This is a genomic window from Streptosporangium sp. NPDC006007 (assembly GCF_040614315.1).
In the GTDB taxonomy this organism is placed as follows: domain Bacteria; phylum Actinomycetota; class Actinomycetes; order Streptosporangiales; family Streptosporangiaceae; genus Streptosporangium.
The window spans coordinates 1-17522 of record NZ_JBEXUG010000027.1 but is presented as its reverse complement, the minus strand read 5'-3'; the positions used below and the strand labels follow the sequence as shown (position 1 = coordinate 17522).

General features: G+C 70.0%; 16 protein-coding genes. 11 read left to right on the top strand and 5 right to left on the bottom strand.

Features of this window, described 5'->3' with window-relative positions:
• The first annotated feature begins 7 nt into the window (after positions 1 to 7).
• Positions 8 to 838: an adenosylcobinamide-GDP ribazoletransferase gene (locus tag ABZ194_RS20600; protein ID WP_355598504.1), complete on the top strand. Its 831-nt coding sequence runs from the start codon at positions 8 to 10 to the stop codon at positions 836 to 838.
• A gap of 258 nt (positions 839 to 1096) precedes the next feature.
• Here ABZ194_RS20600 and ABZ194_RS20595 read toward each other — a convergent pair whose 3' ends face one another.
• Positions 1097 to 2080 carry a hypothetical protein gene (locus ABZ194_RS20595; RefSeq protein ID WP_355598502.1) on the bottom strand — a complete coding sequence of 328 codons (984 nt, stop codon included), beginning with the start codon at positions 2078 to 2080 and terminating at the stop codon, positions 1097 to 1099.
• Between the two features lie 95 nt (positions 2081 to 2175).
• Entirely contained in the window at positions 2176 to 2523 is a 348-nt protein-coding gene (locus ABZ194_RS20590) for a GntR family transcriptional regulator (protein ID WP_355598500.1), read from the bottom strand.
• A gap of 126 nt (positions 2524 to 2649) precedes the next feature.
• Here ABZ194_RS20590 and ABZ194_RS20585 point away from each other — a divergent pair, with 126 nt between their 5' ends.
• The 9 genes from ABZ194_RS20585 (at position 2650) to ABZ194_RS20545 (ending at position 12473) form a co-directional block, all read left to right on the top strand.
• The gene (locus tag ABZ194_RS20585; protein WP_355598498.1) at positions 2650 to 4137 is read left to right on the top strand and encodes a leucyl aminopeptidase; all 1488 of its coding nucleotides are present in this window, start codon (positions 2650 to 2652) and stop codon (positions 4135 to 4137) included.
• A 210-nt stretch (positions 4138 to 4347) separates the two neighbouring features.
• Complete coding sequence (lpdA, locus tag ABZ194_RS20580; protein WP_355598496.1) at positions 4348 to 5727, top strand: dihydrolipoyl dehydrogenase; 1380 nt, start codon at positions 4348 to 4350, stop codon at positions 5725 to 5727.
• 38 nt (positions 5728 to 5765) lie between these two features.
• A complete protein-coding gene (gene sucB / locus ABZ194_RS20575; protein WP_355598494.1) occupies positions 5766 to 7211 on the top strand; it encodes a 2-oxoglutarate dehydrogenase, E2 component, dihydrolipoamide succinyltransferase in 1446 nt (481 codons plus the stop codon).
• Between the two features lie 127 nt (positions 7212 to 7338).
• Positions 7339 to 8235 (top strand): TIGR01777 family oxidoreductase, encoded by an 897-nt coding sequence (locus ABZ194_RS20570; RefSeq protein ID WP_355598492.1) that lies wholly within the window; start codon positions 7339 to 7341, stop codon positions 8233 to 8235.
• Positions 8236 to 8273: 38 nt separating this feature from the next.
• On the top strand, positions 8274 to 9011 hold the full coding sequence (locus ABZ194_RS20565) for a peptidase E (protein WP_355598491.1): 738 nt from the start codon (positions 8274 to 8276) through the stop codon (positions 9009 to 9011).
• A 28-nt stretch (positions 9012 to 9039) separates the two neighbouring features.
• Complete coding sequence (gene lipB / locus ABZ194_RS20560) at positions 9040 to 9717, top strand: lipoyl(octanoyl) transferase LipB (RefSeq protein ID WP_355598489.1); 678 nt, start codon at positions 9040 to 9042, stop codon at positions 9715 to 9717.
• 200 nt (positions 9718 to 9917) lie between these two features.
• On the top strand, positions 9918 to 10847 hold the full coding sequence (gene lipA / locus ABZ194_RS20555) for a lipoyl synthase (protein WP_355598487.1): 930 nt from the start codon (positions 9918 to 9920) through the stop codon (positions 10845 to 10847).
• A gap of 148 nt (positions 10848 to 10995) precedes the next feature.
• A complete protein-coding gene (locus ABZ194_RS20550) occupies positions 10996 to 11676 on the top strand; it encodes a DUF4191 domain-containing protein (protein ID WP_355598486.1) in 681 nt (226 codons plus the stop codon).
• Positions 11676 to 12473: a class I SAM-dependent methyltransferase gene (locus ABZ194_RS20545; protein ID WP_355598484.1), complete on the top strand. Its 798-nt coding sequence runs from the start codon at positions 11676 to 11678 to the stop codon at positions 12471 to 12473. The genes ABZ194_RS20550 and ABZ194_RS20545 overlap by 1 nt, the downstream gene beginning before the upstream one ends.
• Before the next feature lie 28 nt (positions 12474 to 12501).
• On the opposite strand, the gene ABZ194_RS20540 is transcribed toward ABZ194_RS20545, so the two are convergent.
• Positions 12502 to 12966, bottom strand: a complete 465-nt coding sequence (locus ABZ194_RS20540; protein ID WP_355598482.1) for an RDD family protein — start codon at positions 12964 to 12966, stop codon at positions 12502 to 12504.
• 367 nt (positions 12967 to 13333) lie between these two features.
• Between ABZ194_RS20540 and glnA the strand changes: the two genes are divergently transcribed.
• A complete protein-coding gene (glnA, locus tag ABZ194_RS20535; RefSeq protein ID WP_355598480.1) occupies positions 13334 to 14758 on the top strand; it encodes a type I glutamate--ammonia ligase in 1425 nt (474 codons plus the stop codon).
• 44 nt (positions 14759 to 14802) lie between these two features.
• Here the strand turns inward: glnA and ABZ194_RS20530 are convergent, their stop codons facing one another.
• Both ABZ194_RS20530 and ABZ194_RS20525 read right to left on the bottom strand, forming a co-directional pair.
• The gene (locus ABZ194_RS20530) at positions 14803 to 16071 is read right to left on the bottom strand and encodes a tyrosine-type recombinase/integrase (RefSeq protein WP_355598478.1); all 1269 of its coding nucleotides are present in this window, start codon (positions 16069 to 16071) and stop codon (positions 14803 to 14805) included.
• The gene (locus tag ABZ194_RS20525) at positions 16068 to 17507 is read right to left on the bottom strand and encodes a replication initiator (RefSeq protein WP_355598476.1); all 1440 of its coding nucleotides are present in this window, start codon (positions 17505 to 17507) and stop codon (positions 16068 to 16070) included. Before ABZ194_RS20525 ends, ABZ194_RS20530 begins: the two co-directional genes overlap by 4 nt.
• Positions 17508 to 17522: the final 15 nt, after the last annotated feature.

The following is a 17522-nucleotide window of genomic DNA, read 5'->3' as shown; positions in this document are numbered from 1 at the left end:
GTCGACCGTGTCTGCAACTCCACCCTCGGGGACGCCGTCCACGCCGGTCGACGGGCTGCGTCTGGCGATCGGCACGCTGAGCGTGTTCCCGGTCCGGCCGGGTGTGGTCGACCGCCGGGCGGGCGGGGTCGCGATGACGATCGCCCCGTTCGTGGGAGCCCTGATCGGGACCGTGGGCGCGGCCGTACCGGCGGTGGCGCCGTGGCTGGGGGTCGGCCCGCTGCTCGCGTCGGCGCTGGCCGTCGCGGTGCCCGCGCTGCTCACCCGGGGACTGCACCTGGACGGGCTGGCCGACCTGGCCGACGGGCTGGGCAGCGGCAGGCCCGCCGAACGGGCGCTGGACATCATGAAACAGTCCGACATCGGCCCGTTCGGCGTCGTGACGCTGGTCCTCACCCTGCTGGTTCAGGTGGCGGCGCTGTCGGAGGTCACGGCCGCGGGAGCGGGCCCGGCCGCCCTGATCACGGCCTGCGCGACGGGAAGGCTGGCGCTGACCTGGGCCTGCCGTACCGGGGTTCCGTCCGCCCGGCCCGGCGGCCTCGGCACGATGGTCGCGGGCACCGTACGGCGGGGCCCCGCGCTGGCCGTGACGGCACTGGTGTTCCTCGGCACGGCGCCTCTGGCCCTCACCTACGTGATCGGCGCGGGCTCCGGCCTCGTGCCAGGCGTCCTGGGGCCTCCGCTGGCCGTCCTGGCGGGCCTGTCGGCGGCCTGGGCGCTACGGCGGCGGGCCGTACGACGGCTGGGCGGGATCACCGGCGACGTGCTCGGCGCACTCGTGGAGATCGCCACCGCAACGGCGCTGGTGGTGTACGCGGTGACGGTGGGTTCCCCCTGAGGACGGCGCCGGGGCCGGTCGGCGGGGTCCGCCGAGAGACCGGAGGTACGGGCGTCGCCGTGGCCGGGCGCGGGGGCGCACCGGTTCATCCGGCGATCGGGGCGGGCAAGCGGACCGGCAGGCGGGCCGGCCCCTCCAGCGCCGCCCCTCACCGAACGCCGGGATCGAGTTGATCAGGGGGGCGATAGGGGGACGCGCTCCGCCCCGGTCCGCGGCCGGGACGGAGCGGGGAGTGGGGGCGGCCGGGACGCGGGGCGGTCAGGAGGTGACGGTCTCGGCGGTGTAGGCGTTCAGCAGGGCGGCGCCGTGCTCGGCGTCGTCCACGGAGACGGCGATCTCCGCTCCCGTGACACGGCGGACGACCAGGCACTCGCCACCGCGCAACATGAGCGTGATCCGGCCGGTGCCCGGCATGCCGCGCACGCCCCAGCCCCCAACCCTGGAGGGGCCGTAGTTCTCCACCCAGGCCGCCTCGATCTCACCGATCGGAGTACGGTGAACGGGCCGCCCCAGGGGGCCGAAGCCGATGCTCAGGCCCTTCTCGTCCGCCCGGGCGCTGATCGAGCTGGTGGCGAACCCGAACAGCGTCAACGGGATCAAGACGATCAGGCTGATCCAGGCGGCCCCGTCGGTCAGGATCCCCGTCGTGAAGAGCACGCCGGCGACCACCAGGGCCAGCAGTGCCGCGGTGGAGAGACCGACCAGCCAGGGGTTGGTGGTGCGGCTCACCCAGACGGCACGCCGTCCCGGCCGCAGCCGCATGCTCGGCGGCACCGGGTGGTCGCGGGGCGGGTCGGGCTCGCCCCTGCCGAGCAGGCCCGCGACCGCACCGGCCGCGAGGGCGGAGCCGAGCACGGCGGCGAGCAGCCAGCCGGGCAGCACCGCCTGACGCCAGTCGGCGACGTCGAGGTTGGCGTAGAGGGCCAAGCCCTGCACGCCCAGGGCGAACACGGCCCAGCCGAACAGGAAACCCCACCACAGAGCGCGCCACAGCCGGGTGTCCAGCACCGTGCCGCGCAGCGCGGTGCCGAGCAGGAAGGCCCAGCCGACGCCCCACAGGAACAGGTCGGCCAGGACGCTCCCGCCGAAGGAGGTGTGACCGTCGGGGATGAAGCCGCCGTCCCAGTGGGTCGCGAGGGGATCGGGGAGGCGGTCGCGGAGCGCGAGCGGCAGGCCGATCAGGACGGTGGTGACGAGCACGCCCCAGACAAGGGCGACCACGGCGCGGCCTCGGGAGGTCATCGCGCCTCCTTCCGGGGAACCTTGGTATGTCATAACGGCTCTCTCCTGGGGGGTCCGAGAGGTCGGACGGGGTGTGAGGGGACGCGGCGGGCGGGTCACGACAGCTCCCTGATGATGTGGATCACTTCTTCGGGTCCGTAGCCGTAGCGGTCGGCCTCGGCGAGCAGTTCGCGCGCCGCCTCCGCCAGCACCGCGCGGGCGTCGGGGCGGCCGAGCACGCTGACCCCCCGTCCGCGGCGGAACTCCAGCAGGCCCTCGTCCCGCAGTTCGCGCAGGGCGCGCAGCACGGTGTTGGCGTTGATGCCCAGCGCGTCCGCCAGATCCCGGGCGGGTGGCAGCCGGTCGCCCGGCGCGTAGGAGCCGTCCGCGATGGCGCGGCGGATCGTGCCGGCGACCTGGTCGTGCAGGGGCCGGGAGTCGTTCAGATCCAGGGTAAGCAACATGATACTAGCAACAATAGCACCATTTACAAAATGACGCTACTTGCCGTAGCACCATCTGGCCGATATTTAATTCATGGGACGAACCCTCGTTTATGCGTACGGCTCAAGGGGACTAGCATCGGGCGCGTGACCACTGTGCGGCTGAACTCAATTGACAACGCTGTCTCGCTCGACACCGACGCCCTGGTCGTCGGGGTCCATACCGGCCCGGACGGCCCGCACCCCGCTCCGGGAGCCGAAGGGCTTGACCAGGCGCTCGGCGGCCGGCTCGCCGCGACGCTCGGCGCCATGGGCGTCAAGGGCAAGCCCGGCGAGGTGGCCAAGGTCCCGACCTTCGGCGCGCTGACCGCCCCGCTCCTCGTCGTCGTGGGCCTCGGCGACGCTCCCGGCGGCGGATACGAGCCCGAGGCCCTCCGCCGCGCCGCGGGCACGGCGACCCGCGCCCTGGCCGGCACCGAGCGCGTCGCGCTCGCCCTGCCCGCCGGCGACGCGCGACAGGCCGGAGCGGTCGCCCTGGGCGGCCTGCTCGGCGCCTACTCCTTCACCAGATACCGCACGGACGGCGAGCGGACCGCCCCGGTGACCGAGATCACCGTGCTGAGCGGCGCCGACGGCGCCGAGGCAGCGGTCGAGCACGCCGTCACCGTGGCGAAATCGGTCTCCCTGGTCCGCGACCTGGTCAACACCCCGCCCTCGGACCTGTGGCCGGCGCGCTTCGCCGAGATCGCCGAGCAGGCCGGCTCGGAGGCCGGCCTGTCGGTGGAGATCCTGGACGAGAAGGCACTCAAGGAGGGCGGCTACGGCGGCATCGTCGCCGTCGGCCAGGGGTCGGTCAACCCGCCTCGCCTGGTGCGCCTCGCCTACAGCCACCCGGAGGCCGCCAAGACGCTCGCCTTCGTCGGCAAGGGCATCACCTTCGACTCGGGCGGCCTGTCGCTCAAGCCGGCGGCCTCGATGGACTGGATGAAATCCGACATGGGCGGCGCGGGCGCGGTTCTCGGCGCGCTCGTGGCGATCGCCGGGCTGAGCCTGAAGGTCAACGCCGTCGGCTACCTCTGCCTGGCGGAGAACATGCCCAGCGGGACCGCCCAGCGCCCCTCCGACGTGTTCACCAGCTTCGCGGGCAAGACCGTCGAGGTGCTCGACACCGATGCCGAGGGCCGCCTGGTCCTGATCGACGGCATCGCCCGCGCCGCCCAGGACAACCCCGACGTGATCGTGGACATCGCCACGCTCACCGGCGCGCAGATCGTCGCGCTCGGCTGGCGTACGGCCGGCGTCATGGCCAACGACGACGACCTGCGCGCGGAGGTCGTCGAGACCGCCGGCGAGCAGGGGGAGGGCGCGTGGGGCATGCCCCTGCCCGAGGAACTCCGCAAGGGGCTCGACTCCCCCGTCGCCGACATCGCCAACCTGCACCCCGAGCGTTTCGGCGGCATGCTGACCGCGGCCATCTTCCTGCGGGAGTTCGTGCCGGACGGGGTCCGCTGGGCGCACATCGACATGGCCGGTCCCGCGTTCAACAAGGGCGAGCCCCACGGGTACACGCCGAAGGGCGGCACCGGCGCGATCACCCGGACACTCGTCGGCCTCGCCGAGCGTTACGCGGGCTGACCGGGGGCCCGCGCACGCGGGTCACCGGGCGACACGAACAGATGAAAAGATGCGGTTGTCGGTGTTCGGCCAGCGGCGGGACACCGGCCGGGCGACGAGCCGGGGCCCGAGGGCGGAGAAGTGGACGCGAATCGGTGTTCACCAGGCCGGTGAGGGCACGGAACAGGCGCGACCGTGACAGGGTATTTCAATCCAACAAGGAGCTTTCCTGTGGTTGATGGCAGCGGCCCGTACGACATCGTCGTTCTGGGTGGCGGTAGCGGTGGGTATGCCTGCGCTCTGCGGGCGGCCGAGCTGGGCAAGACGGTCGTGCTGATCGAGAAGGACAAGATCGGCGGCACGTGCCTGCACCGGGGGTGTATCCCCACCAAGGCCCTTCTGCACTCGGCGGAGGTCGCCGACGAGACGCGGGAGAGCGAGACGTACGGCGTCAAGGCCCGCTTCGAGGGCATCGACGTACCCGCGGTCCACGCGTTCAAGGACAAGATCGTCACACGCGCCTGGAAGGGCGTGCAGGGCCTGCTGAAGAGCAGGGGCATCACGATCGTCGAGGGTGAGGGCCGTATGGTGGGCCCGAACCGGATCGCCGTCGGCTCCGAGGTCTACGAGGGCCGCAACATCGTGCTGGCGACGGGCTCGGCGCCCCGGTCCCTGCCCGGCCTGGAGATCGACGGCGAGCGGATCATCACCAGCGAGCACGCGCTCAAGCTGGACCGGGTGCCCGCCTCGGTGGTCGTCCTGGGCGGCGGCGTGATCGGCGTGGAGTTCGCCAGTGTCTGGCGCTCCTTCGGCGCCGAGGTGACGATCGTCGAGGGACTGCCGCACCTGCTCCCGCTGGAGGAGGAGTCGAGCTCCAAGCTGCTGGAGCGCGCCTTCCGCCGCCGCGGCATCAAGCAGGAGCTGGGCGTCTTCTTCGAGGGCGTCAAGACCACCGACACCGGTGTGGTCGTCACGCTCGCCAACGGCAAGACCCTGGAGGCCGAGCTGCTGCTGGTGGCCGTCGGCCGCGGCGCCGTCTCCTCCGGCATGGGCCTTGAGGAGGCGGGCGTCGTCATCGAGCGCGGCACCGTCACCGTGAACGAGTTCTGCCAGACCAGCGTGCCGGGCGTGTACGCCGTCGGCGACCTGATCCCGACCCTGCAGCTCGCCCACGCGGGCTTCGCCGAGGGCATCTTGGTGGCCGAGCACATCGCCGGGCTCAACCCGGCGCCGATCGACTACGACGGCGTGCCCCGGATCACCTACTCCGACCCCGAGGTCGCCTCGGTGGGCATCACCTCCACCCAGGCGAGAGAGCGCGGCCACGAGATCGTGGAGTTCACCTACGACCTCGCGGGCAACCCCAAGAGTCAGATCCTGCAGACGCAGGGCGCGGTAAAGATCATTTCAGCGAAGGACGGCCCCGTCCTCGGCGTGCACATGGTCGGCCGCCGCATCGGCGAACTGGTGACCGAGGGTCAGCTGATCTACAACTGGGAGGCCCTGCCCTCCGAGGTGGCTCAGCTCGTCCACGCGCACCCGACCCAGTCCGAGGCCGTCGGCGAGGCGATGCTGGCCCTGGCCGGCAAGCCACTGCACGTCCACAACTAACCCCAGGCCCTCACTCGGAAAGACGAGAGAAGACAATCATGCCGAAGTCCGTACAGATGCCCCAGCTCGGCGAGAGCGTCACCGAGGGCACCGTCACCCGTTGGCTGAAGAAGGAGGGCGAGCGCGTCGAGGCCGACGAGCCGCTCCTCGAAGTCTCCACCGACAAGGTCGACACCGAGATCCCGTCGCCCGCGGCGGGCATCCTCACCAAGATCATCGTAGGTGAGGACGAGACCGTCGAGGTCGGCGCCGAGCTGGCCGTGATCGACGAGAACGGCTCCGCGGGCGCCGCCCCGGCTCAGGAGAGCGCTCCCGCGCCGCAGGCCGAGCCCGCCCCGGCCCAGCCGATCTCCTCGATCCCGCAGCCCGCCCCGCCGGCACCCGCCCCGCCGGCACCCGCCCCCGCTCCGGCCCCCGCCATCCCGGTCGCACCGGCTCCGCCCCGCCAGAGCGCCCCCCCGGCTCCGGCCACCCCGGCCCCCGCCATCCCGGTCGCACCCGCTCCGCCCCGCCAGGCCCCGGCCGCCGAGCCGGCCCCCTCCGGGGAGAGCCCGTACGTCACCCCGCTGGTGCGCAAGCTCGCCGGCGAGCACGGCGTCGACCTGGACTCGCTGACGGGCACCGGTGTCGGCGGGCGCATCCGCAAGCAGGACGTGCTGGAGGCCGCCCGCAACCAGCGCGAGCGCGCCTCGGCCGCCGCCCAGGCTCCGGCCCCGCAGGCCGCCGCGGCTCCCGAGCCGATCGCGGTGGACACCACACTGCGTGGCCGTACCGAGAAGATGTCGCGCCTGCGGCAGACCATCGCCAAGCGCATGGTCGAGTCACTGCAGGTCTCGGCCCAGCTCACCACCGTGGTCGAGGTCGACGTCACCCGGATCGCGCAGTTGCGCGACCGGGCGAAGGCCGAGTTCCAGCGGCGCGAGGGCGTCAAGCTCTCGTTCATGCCGTTCTTCGCCCTCGCCACCATCGAGGCGCTCAAGCAGCACCCGAAGCTCAACGCCACGATCAACAACGAGACCAACGAGGTCACCTACTTCGACACCGAGCACCTCGGCTTCGCCACCGACACCGAGCGCGGCCTTCTCGTCCCGGTGATCAAGGACGCGGGCGACCTCAACATCGCCGGTCTCGCCCGTAAGATCGCCGACCTCGCCGAGCGCACCCGCACCAACAAGGTGAGCCCGGACGAGATCACCGGCGGCACGTTCACGCTGACCAACACCGGCAGCCGTGGCGCGCTGTTCGACACGCCGATCCTCAACCAGCCGCAGGTCGGCATGTTGGGCACCGGCTCGGTCGTCAAGCGCCCGATCGTCCTGGACACCCCGGACGGCGAGGTCGTCGCCGTCCGCTCGATGGTGTACCTCGCGCTCAGCTACGACCACCGCCTGGTCGACGGCGCCGACGCCGCCCGCTTCCTGACGACGGTCAAGCGCCGCCTGGAGGAGGGCCGGTTCGAGAACCAGCTGGGTCTGAACGGCTAGCCCGCCGTTCTTCCCTCTCACCGGGCCGGCCCGGTCCGTTCCCCGCCCGGATCTCCCCCGCCCTCGATGAATCCGCCGGCCGCCCGGTTCCCGAAGATTCCGCAGGAGGTCGATTACATTGGGTGATATGACGATCATCGTGACCGGCTCCTCGGGCCTGCTGGGATCGGCTCTGGCCCGGGCTCTGCGGGCCGAGGGGACGCGGGTGGTGTCCCTGGTACGGCGCGCGCCACAGGGCCCCGACGAGTCGTTCTGGAACCCGGCGCGGGGGCTGCTGGACCCGGCCGTTCTGAGGGGCGCGGCGGCGGTGGTCCACCTCGCCGGGGCGGGCATCGGCGACCGGCGCTGGAACGACGACGTCAGGCGCGAGGTGGTCCGCAGCCGGGTGGAGGGCACCAGGACCCTGGTGAGGGCGCTGACGGAGTCGGCGTCCCGGCCTCCGGCGCTGCTGTCCGCCTCCGCGATCGGCTTCTACGGCGACACCGGCGACCGCGAGGTGGACGAGACCTCCCCGCCGGGCGAGGGTTTCCTCGCCCGGGACGTGGTGGTGCCCTGGGAGGCGGAGACGGTACCCGCCGAGGAGGCGGGCATGCGGGTGGCCCGGCTCCGCACCGGCCTGGTGCTGAGCACCGACGGCGGCATGCTGCCCAGGATCCTGCCGATCTTCAAACTGGGACTGGGCGCGCCGCTGGGCTCCGGGAGGCAGTACTGGTCGTGGATCTCGATCGACGACTGGGTGCTGGCCGTACGGCGCGTTCTGGAGGATCCGGGCATCTCCGGCCCGGTGAACCTGACCGCGCCGGAACCGGTCACCAACGCGGAGTTCACCCGAGAGCTCGGCCGGGCCGTGCACCGGCCCGTCATGCCGCTGGCCGTACCCGGGTTCGTGCTGCGTACGGCCATCGGGGGGTTCGCCGAGGAGGGCGTGCTGACGGGGCAGCGGGTGCTTCCCCGGCGCCTGCTGGAGGCGGGTCACACGTTCCGGCATATGCGTCTCGGCGACGCACTCGCCGCCGTACTCTAGGGTCCCTGTTTCCGCTGAAGTCACTGGGGAGATCACTTATGGGCAGGCCCGGGCAGTCTCACATCGTCGCCATCGGGGGCGGATCGTTCCGTCAGTCCAAGCGTCAGGGCCTCATCGAGGCGAGCCCACTGCTGCGGTACGCCCTGGACCTGACCGGCCAGGACCGGCCGAGACTGGGTCTGCTCGCCACCGCCACCGGTGACGACGCGGAGTGGCTGCTGAGGATGTACGGAGCGTTCCACGCGTGGGACGTCGAGATCAGCCACCTGACCGTCTTCCCGATGCCCAACGTCGAAGACCCGCGGGAGTGGATGCTGAGCCAGGACATCATCTACGTCAGCGGCGGCAGTGTGGCGAACCTGGCGGCGCTGTGGCGGCTGCACGGCCTGGACGAGGCGTTCGCCGAGGCGTGGCGGTCGGGCGTGGTGCTGTCCGGGCAGAGCGCCGGGGCGCTCTGCTGGCATGTGGGCGGCAACACCGACTCCTTCGGGCCGCAGCTGCGGGTGTGGGCCGACGGCCTCGCGCTGCTGCCCTACTCCTGCGGTGTCCACTACAGCTCCGACGCGCAGCGCCGCGAGCTGCTGCACGCGTCGGTGGCCTCCGGCGAGCTGCCCGGCGGATACGCCGCCGACGAGGGGGTCGCGCTCCACTACGTGGGCACCGAGTTCATCCAGGCCGTGACCGTCGACCCGGACGGCTACGCCTACCGGGTGGAACGTGACGGGGAGAACGGGGTGAAGGAGTTCCGCATCGAGCCTCGCCTTCTCACGACTTGAGCATGAACGGGTCAACTACTCTTTAGACGTGACTGAGCTGGCGATCGTCCGTCTTGGCGTTGACTTCCCCTACGAACAGGCCTGGGATCTTCAGCGGCGCATCCACGCCCGCCGCGTGGCGGAGGAGATCCCCGACACCTGCCTGCTGCTCGAACACGCCCCCGTCTACACGGCGGGCAAGCGCACCGCCCCGCACGAGCGGCCCGGCGACGGCACCCCGGTCATCGACGTGGACCGGGGCGGCCGTATCACCTGGCACGGCCCCGGCCAGCTCGTCGGCTACCCGATCGTCAAGCTCGGGGAGGGGCTGGACGTCATCGCCTACGTCCGGCTCCTGGAGGAGACGCTCATCCAGGTCTGCGCCGACTTCGGGGTGCAGGTCGGCAGAGTGGCGGAGCGCAGCGGCGTCTGGGTGGCCGGGGACCCCTCCCACGGCCTGCCCGACCGGCAGATCGGCGCGGTCGGCATCCGCGTCACCCGGGGTGTGACGATGCACGGATTCGCACTCAACTGCTCCAACGACCCAAGCTGGTACAACCGGATCGTTCCGTGCGGATTCACCGACGCGGGGGTCTCCTCCCTGTCGGCCGAGACCGGCCGACGCATCGTGGTCGACGAGGTCATGCCGTACGCCGAGAAGCACCTGGCCGAGGCGCTCCGCGCACACGCGTTCGACCTCCCCGAGGAGGACCTCTTCCGCCGCTGAACCCCCCGCCCACCATCTCGCCCACCCGGCGCGCGGGTACGACGAGCGGTGACACGGACGCCTATGCGCGAGGCGCCCCCCGACAACACTCGGTCATCCCGGAACCGCCGCTCCGGCGGGGCCGGAGCGCGTGGGCGGATAAGCGGATTAAGCGGTACCTCATGTAGGCCCATACCCCCGTGGGACATAAGCTGAGTGCCGTGACCGTTGCTCCTGAAGGCCGAAAGCTCCTCCGCCTGGAGGTCCGCAACAGCCAGACTCCCATCGAGCGCAAGCCCCCGTGGATCAAGACCCGGCTGAAGACCGGGCCCGAGTACACCGAGCTCAAATCGCTGGTGAGACGCGAGGGGCTGCACACGGTTTGCGAAGAGGCCGGCTGTCCCAACATCTACGAGTGCTGGGAGGACCGCGAGGCGACGTTCCTCATCGGCGGCGACCAGTGCACCCGCCGCTGTGACTTCTGCCAGATCGACACCGGCAAGCCCGCCGAGTACGACACGGACGAGCCCCGCAGGGTCGCCGAGTCGGTCAAGCAGATGGGGCTGCGCTACGCCACGGTGACCGGGGTCGCCCGCGACGACCTGCCCGACGGCGGCGCGTGGCTGTACGCCGAGACCGCCAGGCAGATCCACGCGCTGCTTCCCGGCTGCGGTGTCGAGTTGCTGGTTCCCGACTTCAACGGCGACCGGGAGCAGCTTGAGGAGGTCTTCTCCGCCAGGCCCGAGGTCTTCGCGCACAACATCGAGACCGTGCCGCGGATCTTCAAGCGCATCCGCCCCGCCTTCCGTTACGAGCGCTCCCTGGAAGTGATCACCAAGGCCCGGCAGGCCGGGATGGTCACCAAGTCCAACCTGATCCTGGGCATGGGCGAGGAGCGCGAGGAGGTCGTCCAGGCCATGCGCGACCTGCACCGGGCCGGGTGTGACCTGCTGACGGTGACCCAGTATCTCCGCCCCACCCCGCGCCACCACCCGGTGGACCGCTGGGTGAAGCCCGAGGAGTTCGTCGAGCTCCAGAAGGAGGCCGAGGCCATCGGATTCGCCGGGGTCCTGTCCGGCCCGCTGGTCCGCTCCTCCTACCGGGCGGGCCGCCTCTACCAGCAGGCCATCGAGGCTCGCCAGCACGCCTGATCCGCGTCGTGGATAGGATCCCGCGCACGGCGCGGGACCCTATCCACGTCCCCTATGCCGGGTTCTGTTGCTGAACCGTGGTCTCGGACGCTGAGCGCGGCAGGTCACGTTTTCACTTCTTGACCCCAGGATTTGTATCCTGCTGAACATGGCGAAGAAGCCCGAAGACCAAGAGCGCCCGGGGCGCATCAAGCAGCTCCGGATGATCGCGCAGATCATCAAACAGGCCAACCCCAAGGGGATGCCGATCGTCTACGCGGCGGCCCTCGGCACGCTCGCGCTGTGCGTCGTGATCGGCCTGGTCACGGGCTGGTTCTGGTACCTGCTCTTTATCGGGATCATGCTGGCCTTCACCGTCGGGCTGGTGGTGTTCGGCCAGCTCGCCCAGCGCGCCCAGTACTCCATGCTGGAGGGCCAGCCCGGTGCCGCCGCCGCGATCCTGCAGGGAATGCGCGGCAAATGGGAGGTCACCCCGGCCGTCGCGGTCAACCGCGACCAGGACATCGTGCACCGGGTGGTCGGCTATCCCGGTGTGATCCTCGTCTCCGAGGGGCCGGGCTCCCGGGTGCAGCGGATGCTGGTCGCCGAGAAGAAGCGGGTCCAGCGGATCGCCTTGGACGTTCCGGTCTACGACATCCAGTCCGGCGACGGCGAGGGACAGATCCCCATCGCCAAGCTGCAGCGGCACCTGATGAAGCTGCCCCGCAACCTGAAGAAGCCCGCGGTCTACGAGATCAACAGCCGGCTCAAGGCCCTTCCGCAGACGCTGCCGATGCCCAAGGGTCCGCTGCCGCGTGGCGCGAAGATGCCCCGGCCGAAGATGCGGTGATGGAGCCGGCAGCGGTGGACCGGCGCCACGTGGACGCCGCCGGCACCTCGCGGGCCAACCGCTGCTGGTGGGACGGGGCCGCGGACGACTACCAGGCGGAGCACGGGGAGTTCCTCCGTGACAGCGGCTTCGTCTGGTGCCCCGAGGGGCTCGACGAGGCCGACGCCCACCTGCTGGGCGACGTGGCGGGCCTCGACGTGCTGGAGATCGGCTGTGGCGCCGGGCAGTGCGGGCGGTGGCTGGCCGGCCGGGGGGCGCGGGTGGCCGCCTTCGACCTGTCCTTCCGGCAGCTCCGGCACTCCCGCCGGATCGACCTCGGCGCGGACTCCCCCCTGCCCGTGGTCCAGGCCGACGCGGAGGTCCTGCCCTTCGCCGGCGGATCGTTCGACCTGGCCTGCTCGGCGTTCGGCGCGCTGCCGTTCGTGGCCGACGCGCGCGCCGTTCTCGCCGAGGCCCACCGGGTGCTACGGCCGGGGGGCCGCCTGGTCTTCTCGGTGAGCCACCCCGTCCGCTGGGCCTTCCCCGACGACCCGGGTCCGGGCGGGCTGACCGCCGACCGGTCCTACTTCGACCGCTCGCCGTACGTGGAGATCGGCGACGACGGGCGACCGTCCTACGTCGAGCACCACCGCACGCTGGGAGACTGGGTCGGGCACATCGCCGCCTCGGGCCTGGTCCTGCGGGGGCTGGTCGAGCCGGAGTGGCCGGAGGGGCACGAGCGCGAGTGGGGCGGCTGGAGCCCGCTGCGCGGCCGTCACCTGCCCGGTACGGCCATCTTCACCTGCGCCAGGCCGTAGAATCCGGGGCACGGGTTCACGCCCCCGCTCACATCCGGACGACCACGGTGTTCGCCGCCCGGTCGTGCATGCCCCGCTGGTCACGGTCCCAGATCAGGGCCGGTACGGCCAGGCAGAGCAGCAGGGTCCGCACGAGCACCGACGGGAACGGCGGACGGCCGCCGCCGAGGGCGGCGACCCGGATGCCGGTCAGCCGCATGCCGAACGTCATGCCCATGGTGCCGACCAGCAGGAGATACTCCAGCGCGAAGATCGCGACCGGGACCCAGGCCTGATGGGCCGGGTTGATCCGCAGCAGTCCCTGGGTGATGGCCCAGGTGCAGATCAGCCAGTCGATCACCAAGGCGCCGATCCTGCGCCCGAACCCGGCCACCGCGCCGCTGCCCTCCCGGGGCAGCCCGAGCCGCTCTCCCGGATACCCCAGATCGACCCCGGCCGATCTGACGCCACCGAGCCAGGTCTGGGTCCAACGGGGCTGCTGCCTGCTGTTCATGGCTCTAACGGTATCCGTCCGGGGCACCGATCCCGCATTCGCCCGAATCAACATCAAGCTGGGCGAAAGCCACAGCCATCGCCGTCATCCTTTTCGTTCCGCTCTTCCCATCGGCATCCCCGCGTCCGGCACAGATGACATCGATCGGCGCTTCACCGCGCTCACCGCTCAGACCAACCAGGGCGAACGCGCTTCCGGGTCTGAGAAACGGGCGGAGGGCGCGTCTTTCCGCCTGTCCGGGCGGCCTCGCGGAACCGCACGCGGAGGTGATTCTCCCTTAACACGGGTGAAACAAACGAGACACGGAGCGGTAACGGCGCGGTTCTACGTTCGGAGCTGATGGCCCGTGCCCCTATGGGAGGTTCGCGTGTTCAACTCCGCCGACGACGTCCTCAAGTTCATCAAGGACGAGGGGGTGCAGTTCGTCGATGTCAGGTTCACCGACCTGCCGGGGACGACGCACCACTTCACGTTCCCCACGGAGAACTTCGGGGCGAACGTCTTCACCGACGGTCTCATGTTCGACGGATCGTCGATCCGCGGCTTCCAGGCCATCCACGAATCGGACATGCTCCTGCTGCCCGATCCCTCCACCGCCGTGCTCGACCCCTTCCGGCAGCACAAGACGCTCAACATCAACTTCTTCGTGCACGACCCGCTGACCGGTGAGGCCTACAGCCGCGACCCGCGCAACGTCGCCCGCAAGGCCGAGGAGTACCTCAAGGGCACCGGCATCGCCGACACGGTCTACTTCGGCCCCGAGGCCGAGTTCTACATCTTCGACGACGTGCGCTTCGAGACCAGCGCCCACTCCAGCTATTACCACATCGACTCCGTCGAGGGCGCCTGGAACACCGGCAAGGCCCAGGAGGGCGGCAACCTGGGATACAAGCCGCGATACAAGGGCGGTTACTTCCCGGTCCCGCCGATGGACCACTTCACCGACCTGCGCTCGGAGATGGTCCGCAACCTGATCGAGGCGGGCATCGACGTGGAGATGCAGCACCACGAGGTGGGCACGGCCGGGCAGGCCGAGATCGACTTCCGGTTCAACACGCTGCTCAAGTCCGCCGACACCCTGATGCTCTACAAGTACATCGTCAAGAGCACGGCGCTGGCGCACGGCCACACGGTCACCTTCATGCCCAAGCCGATCTTCGGTGACAACGGCTCCGGCATGCACTGCCACCAGTCGCTCTGGAAGGACGGCGCGCCGCTCTTCTACGACGAGGTCGGCTACGCGGGCCTGTCGGACACCGCCCGCTACTACATCGGCGGTCTGCTCAAGCACGCGCCGTCCCTGCTGGCCTTCACCAACCCGACGGTGAACTCCTACCACCGCCTGGTCCCCGGCTACGAGGCCCCGGTCAACCTGGTCTACTCCCAGCGCAACCGCTCGGCGTGCATCCGCATCCCGATCACGGGCTCCAATCCGAAGGCCAAGCGCATCGAGTTCCGCGTGCCGGACCCGTCGTGCAACCCGTACTTCGCCTTCGCCGCCCAGCTGATGGCCGGCATCGACGGCATCCGCAACAAGATCGAGCCGGTCGAGCCGGTGGACAAGGACCTCTACGAGCTCCCTCCCGAGGAGGCCCGTAACATCCCGCAGGTCCCGGGCTCCCTGACGGACGTGCTCGCCGCGTTGGAGGCCGACCACGAGTATCTCCTGGAGGGCGGCGTGTTCACCCCGGACCTGATCGAGACCTGGATCGCCTACAAGCGTGAGAACGAGATCGACCCCATCCGCCTCCGCCCCCACCCCCACGAGTTCGAGCTGTACTACGACGTGTGATCACGTAGGACGGTGACCTCGACAGAAACCCATAGGTGACTCGTTCAGGGCACGTCCAGGGCACTTGCCTCCGAAAGGCCGTTGGCCAGATGTCCGTTCAGGGCACGGTCGACGGCCTTTCGCATGCGCTCCTCCCCTGAGGGCATCAGGTGCGTGTACGTCCGAAGCGTGAAGCCGGGATCATGGTGCCCCAAGAACTCGGCGAGGCTCCGCACATCAACACCGTCCGCCAGGAGCACGCTGGCGAAGTGATGCCGAAGGGCATGGAAGCCATGCTCCCGACTCTCAGCCCACTTCCGGACACCTTCCAGCCGTTGCGGGATCACACCGGCTGTCTCAAGCGCAGGCTTCCAAATGAACGTGTTGAAGTAGTTGCGGTTCAACGCCTTGCGCTCCCGAGATGTGAAGATGAGCCGAGCCGTGACCAGCTTGCCTTCAGGATGCTTCCAGGGCAGCGTCACACTGACAGACGAGTAAGCGGTGACGTGCCCGGCGAGACGAAGCGCGACCGACTCAGGCAACGGGACATCCCGCGGCTTACCTCCCTTGGGAGGAGCGAAACACAGCTTGGCACCTACGATCTTCACCTGTCGCACGACATGGACGACACCGGGGAGGAACTCGACATCATCAACGGCCAAGCCGAACACCTCCCCCTGACGTAGTCCTAGCCCCGCCCCGAGGTCCACTGTCGAGCAGTAGCGAACAGGGATGGCTGAACGCACAGCCTCAACCCGTTCCCGAGACCAGGGCCGGATCTTCTTTCGGCTAGGAGCAGGCGGCTTGACCGAACCAGCACGACACGGATTCTTGGCGATCAAGCCGTCATCCACCGCCGCCGCGAGAAGGCCAGAGAGATTGGCGAACACCGTGCGGACATAGTTCGGGGCGAGAGTCTGCTGTAGTCCACGCGTCCACGACTGAATCACGGAAGGCCGAAGAGCGCGCAGCTCCCGACCACCGAGAGTCGGATAGACATGCAAACGGAGCCGCAGCTCTACCGACTCACGAGTCGACTCCTCGAACGTTTGCGCAGCGAGCCACTTGTCGCCATACTCCTTCAGCGTGATCTTTCCGGCGTCAGGGTCGACGTACGTCCCGGCCGCCAGCTCCGCATGAATCCTGGCGTCAAAACGGTCAGCGTCTACCTTGCGTTCGAAGTTCTTCTTGCGCTGCTGCCCAGCATCATCACGCCACCGTACTTGCCATCGCTCCCCCACCCCGTGCTCAGAGGTCAACGCCTTCTTGTGCTCGGAGCACTTGAGATCATCCGGCTTGGGGCGAGACTTATGCCACCGGTCATAGACGGTCATGCCGCCTCCTCACCGGGCGTCGAAGGGATACGGCGTGGCCATCGGGAGCGGCGGGCGTGCTCGCGGTCCTCGCGAACGAGCTGGGCGACATACAGGTCTGCCGGATGGGTGTAGCCCTGCCCGGCGTAGTCCCAGGAGCCGACGATGAGGGTGGAGTCGTCGGCCGGGGTGCCGATCAGGTCATCGTGTCCACACTGGCGGGCTTGCTCGGCGCGAAAGGAGCGCCTCACCTGCCGCAGTGCGCCCAAGGTGGTGGAGTAGGCCGGGGACCTGGTCGAGAAGTGGCCCCGGAAACCCAGCATGTGCGCCCAGGCCCGGAGTCGAAGGTCACGCAGTTCGGCCAGGTCGCCGAGTCGCCAGCAGGTTTCGATCAGCCGCCGCTGATGGGCCGTCAAGGCCAGCCCGCCCAGGTCGGCCAGGTCCTTGATACGGCGGTCAACGGTGCCTTCGGTGGTGGCGCCCTTGGTGGCGTACTTGGCGATGTATCCGGCCACCTGGGATTCGGTCAGGGCGTCTTCGGTCAGCTCATCGGCCACGATCGGGGCGATGTCGAGCTGGGCGCCGAACCCGAGCCGCCGTCCACCACCGGTCTCCGGGCAGGCCGGGGAGGTCAGGCGCACGCTGGCCGCAGCCGTACGGACCGCCCGCTCCAGCAGCTCCACCGTGACCCACCCCGGGGGAGGCACGACTTCGCCGGGGTCCTCGGTACGGCCGTCCAGCCGGACCACCGCGTGAAAGTGCACCGTCCCGCGCGCCTGATACTCGGCGACCTTGGCGAACGACACCCGCACCTGCTTGTTGAACGCGGTCGCGGTCAGCCCGGCGGCATAGGCCAGTTCGCGGCGCAGGTAGATGGTGAAGCGCCGCCACAGGTCGGCGGCGTGCGCGTTCCACAGCACATGCCCGGCGTAGTCGTAGCACTCAGCACACAACGGTTGCCCAAGCAGGTCATCATCGGCCGCGTGCCGTTCGGTGCACGACAGCGGCTTGCCGTGCGGGCAGGTGCCGGCATCCCGCCGGGGACGGCACGGCAAGACCTTGCCGTCCTTGACCTTGTGGGCGTGGACCGGCCCGAACGACGGGGCCGTCAACGTGACCAGCGCCCGAGGATGCTCCCGCACCGTCTCAGAGACGCCCTTGTCCCCGCCCAGCAGACCGGCGCGGATCAGGTGGAAGGTGTCGGCCCGGTAGACCTCCGAACAGGCCGGGCACCGGGACGCGCGCCGGTTCCCGCAGGCCACCAGCAGCACGCCACCGACCTCACCACGAGTGCTGTAGACCTTGCGCTGGATGCCGTTGGCATCGAGGTGGGAGAGTTCGCCACGGACGCGGATCGGCTGGACACAGCCGCCCAGACGGGCAAGAGCCCGGTAACGGCTGCGCAATCCACCCGCGAGGGAGAAGTACCGGCAGACCTCCGGATCGAAGCCGCTCACGCGCCCACCTCCGAC

What these genes read in the sequence shown, in the direction of transcription:
- ABZ194_RS20595 (WP_355598502.1), bottom strand. Translation starts at nt 2,080, where the DNA reads ATGACCTCCCGAGGCCGCGCCGTGGTCGCCCTTGTCTGGGGCGTGCTC.
- ABZ194_RS20590 (WP_355598500.1), bottom strand. Translation starts at nt 2,523, where the DNA reads ATGTTGCTTACCCTGGATCTGAACGACTCCCGGCCCCTGCACGACCAG.
- sucB (WP_355598494.1), top strand. Translation starts at nt 5,766, where the DNA reads ATGCCGAAGTCCGTACAGATGCCCCAGCTCGGCGAGAGCGTCACCGAG.
- ABZ194_RS20570 (WP_355598492.1), top strand. Translation starts at nt 7,339, where the DNA reads ATGACGATCATCGTGACCGGCTCCTCGGGCCTGCTGGGATCGGCTCTG.
- ABZ194_RS20565 (WP_355598491.1), top strand. Translation starts at nt 8,274, where the DNA reads ATGGGCAGGCCCGGGCAGTCTCACATCGTCGCCATCGGGGGCGGATCG.
- ABZ194_RS20550 (WP_355598486.1), top strand. Translation starts at nt 10,996, where the DNA reads ATGGCGAAGAAGCCCGAAGACCAAGAGCGCCCGGGGCGCATCAAGCAG.
- ABZ194_RS20545 (WP_355598484.1), top strand. Translation starts at nt 11,676, where the DNA reads ATGGAGCCGGCAGCGGTGGACCGGCGCCACGTGGACGCCGCCGGCACC.
- ABZ194_RS20540 (WP_355598482.1), bottom strand. Translation starts at nt 12,966, where the DNA reads ATGAACAGCAGGCAGCAGCCCCGTTGGACCCAGACCTGGCTCGGTGGC.
- ABZ194_RS20530 (WP_355598478.1), bottom strand. Translation starts at nt 16,071, where the DNA reads ATGACCGTCTATGACCGGTGGCATAAGTCTCGCCCCAAGCCGGATGAT.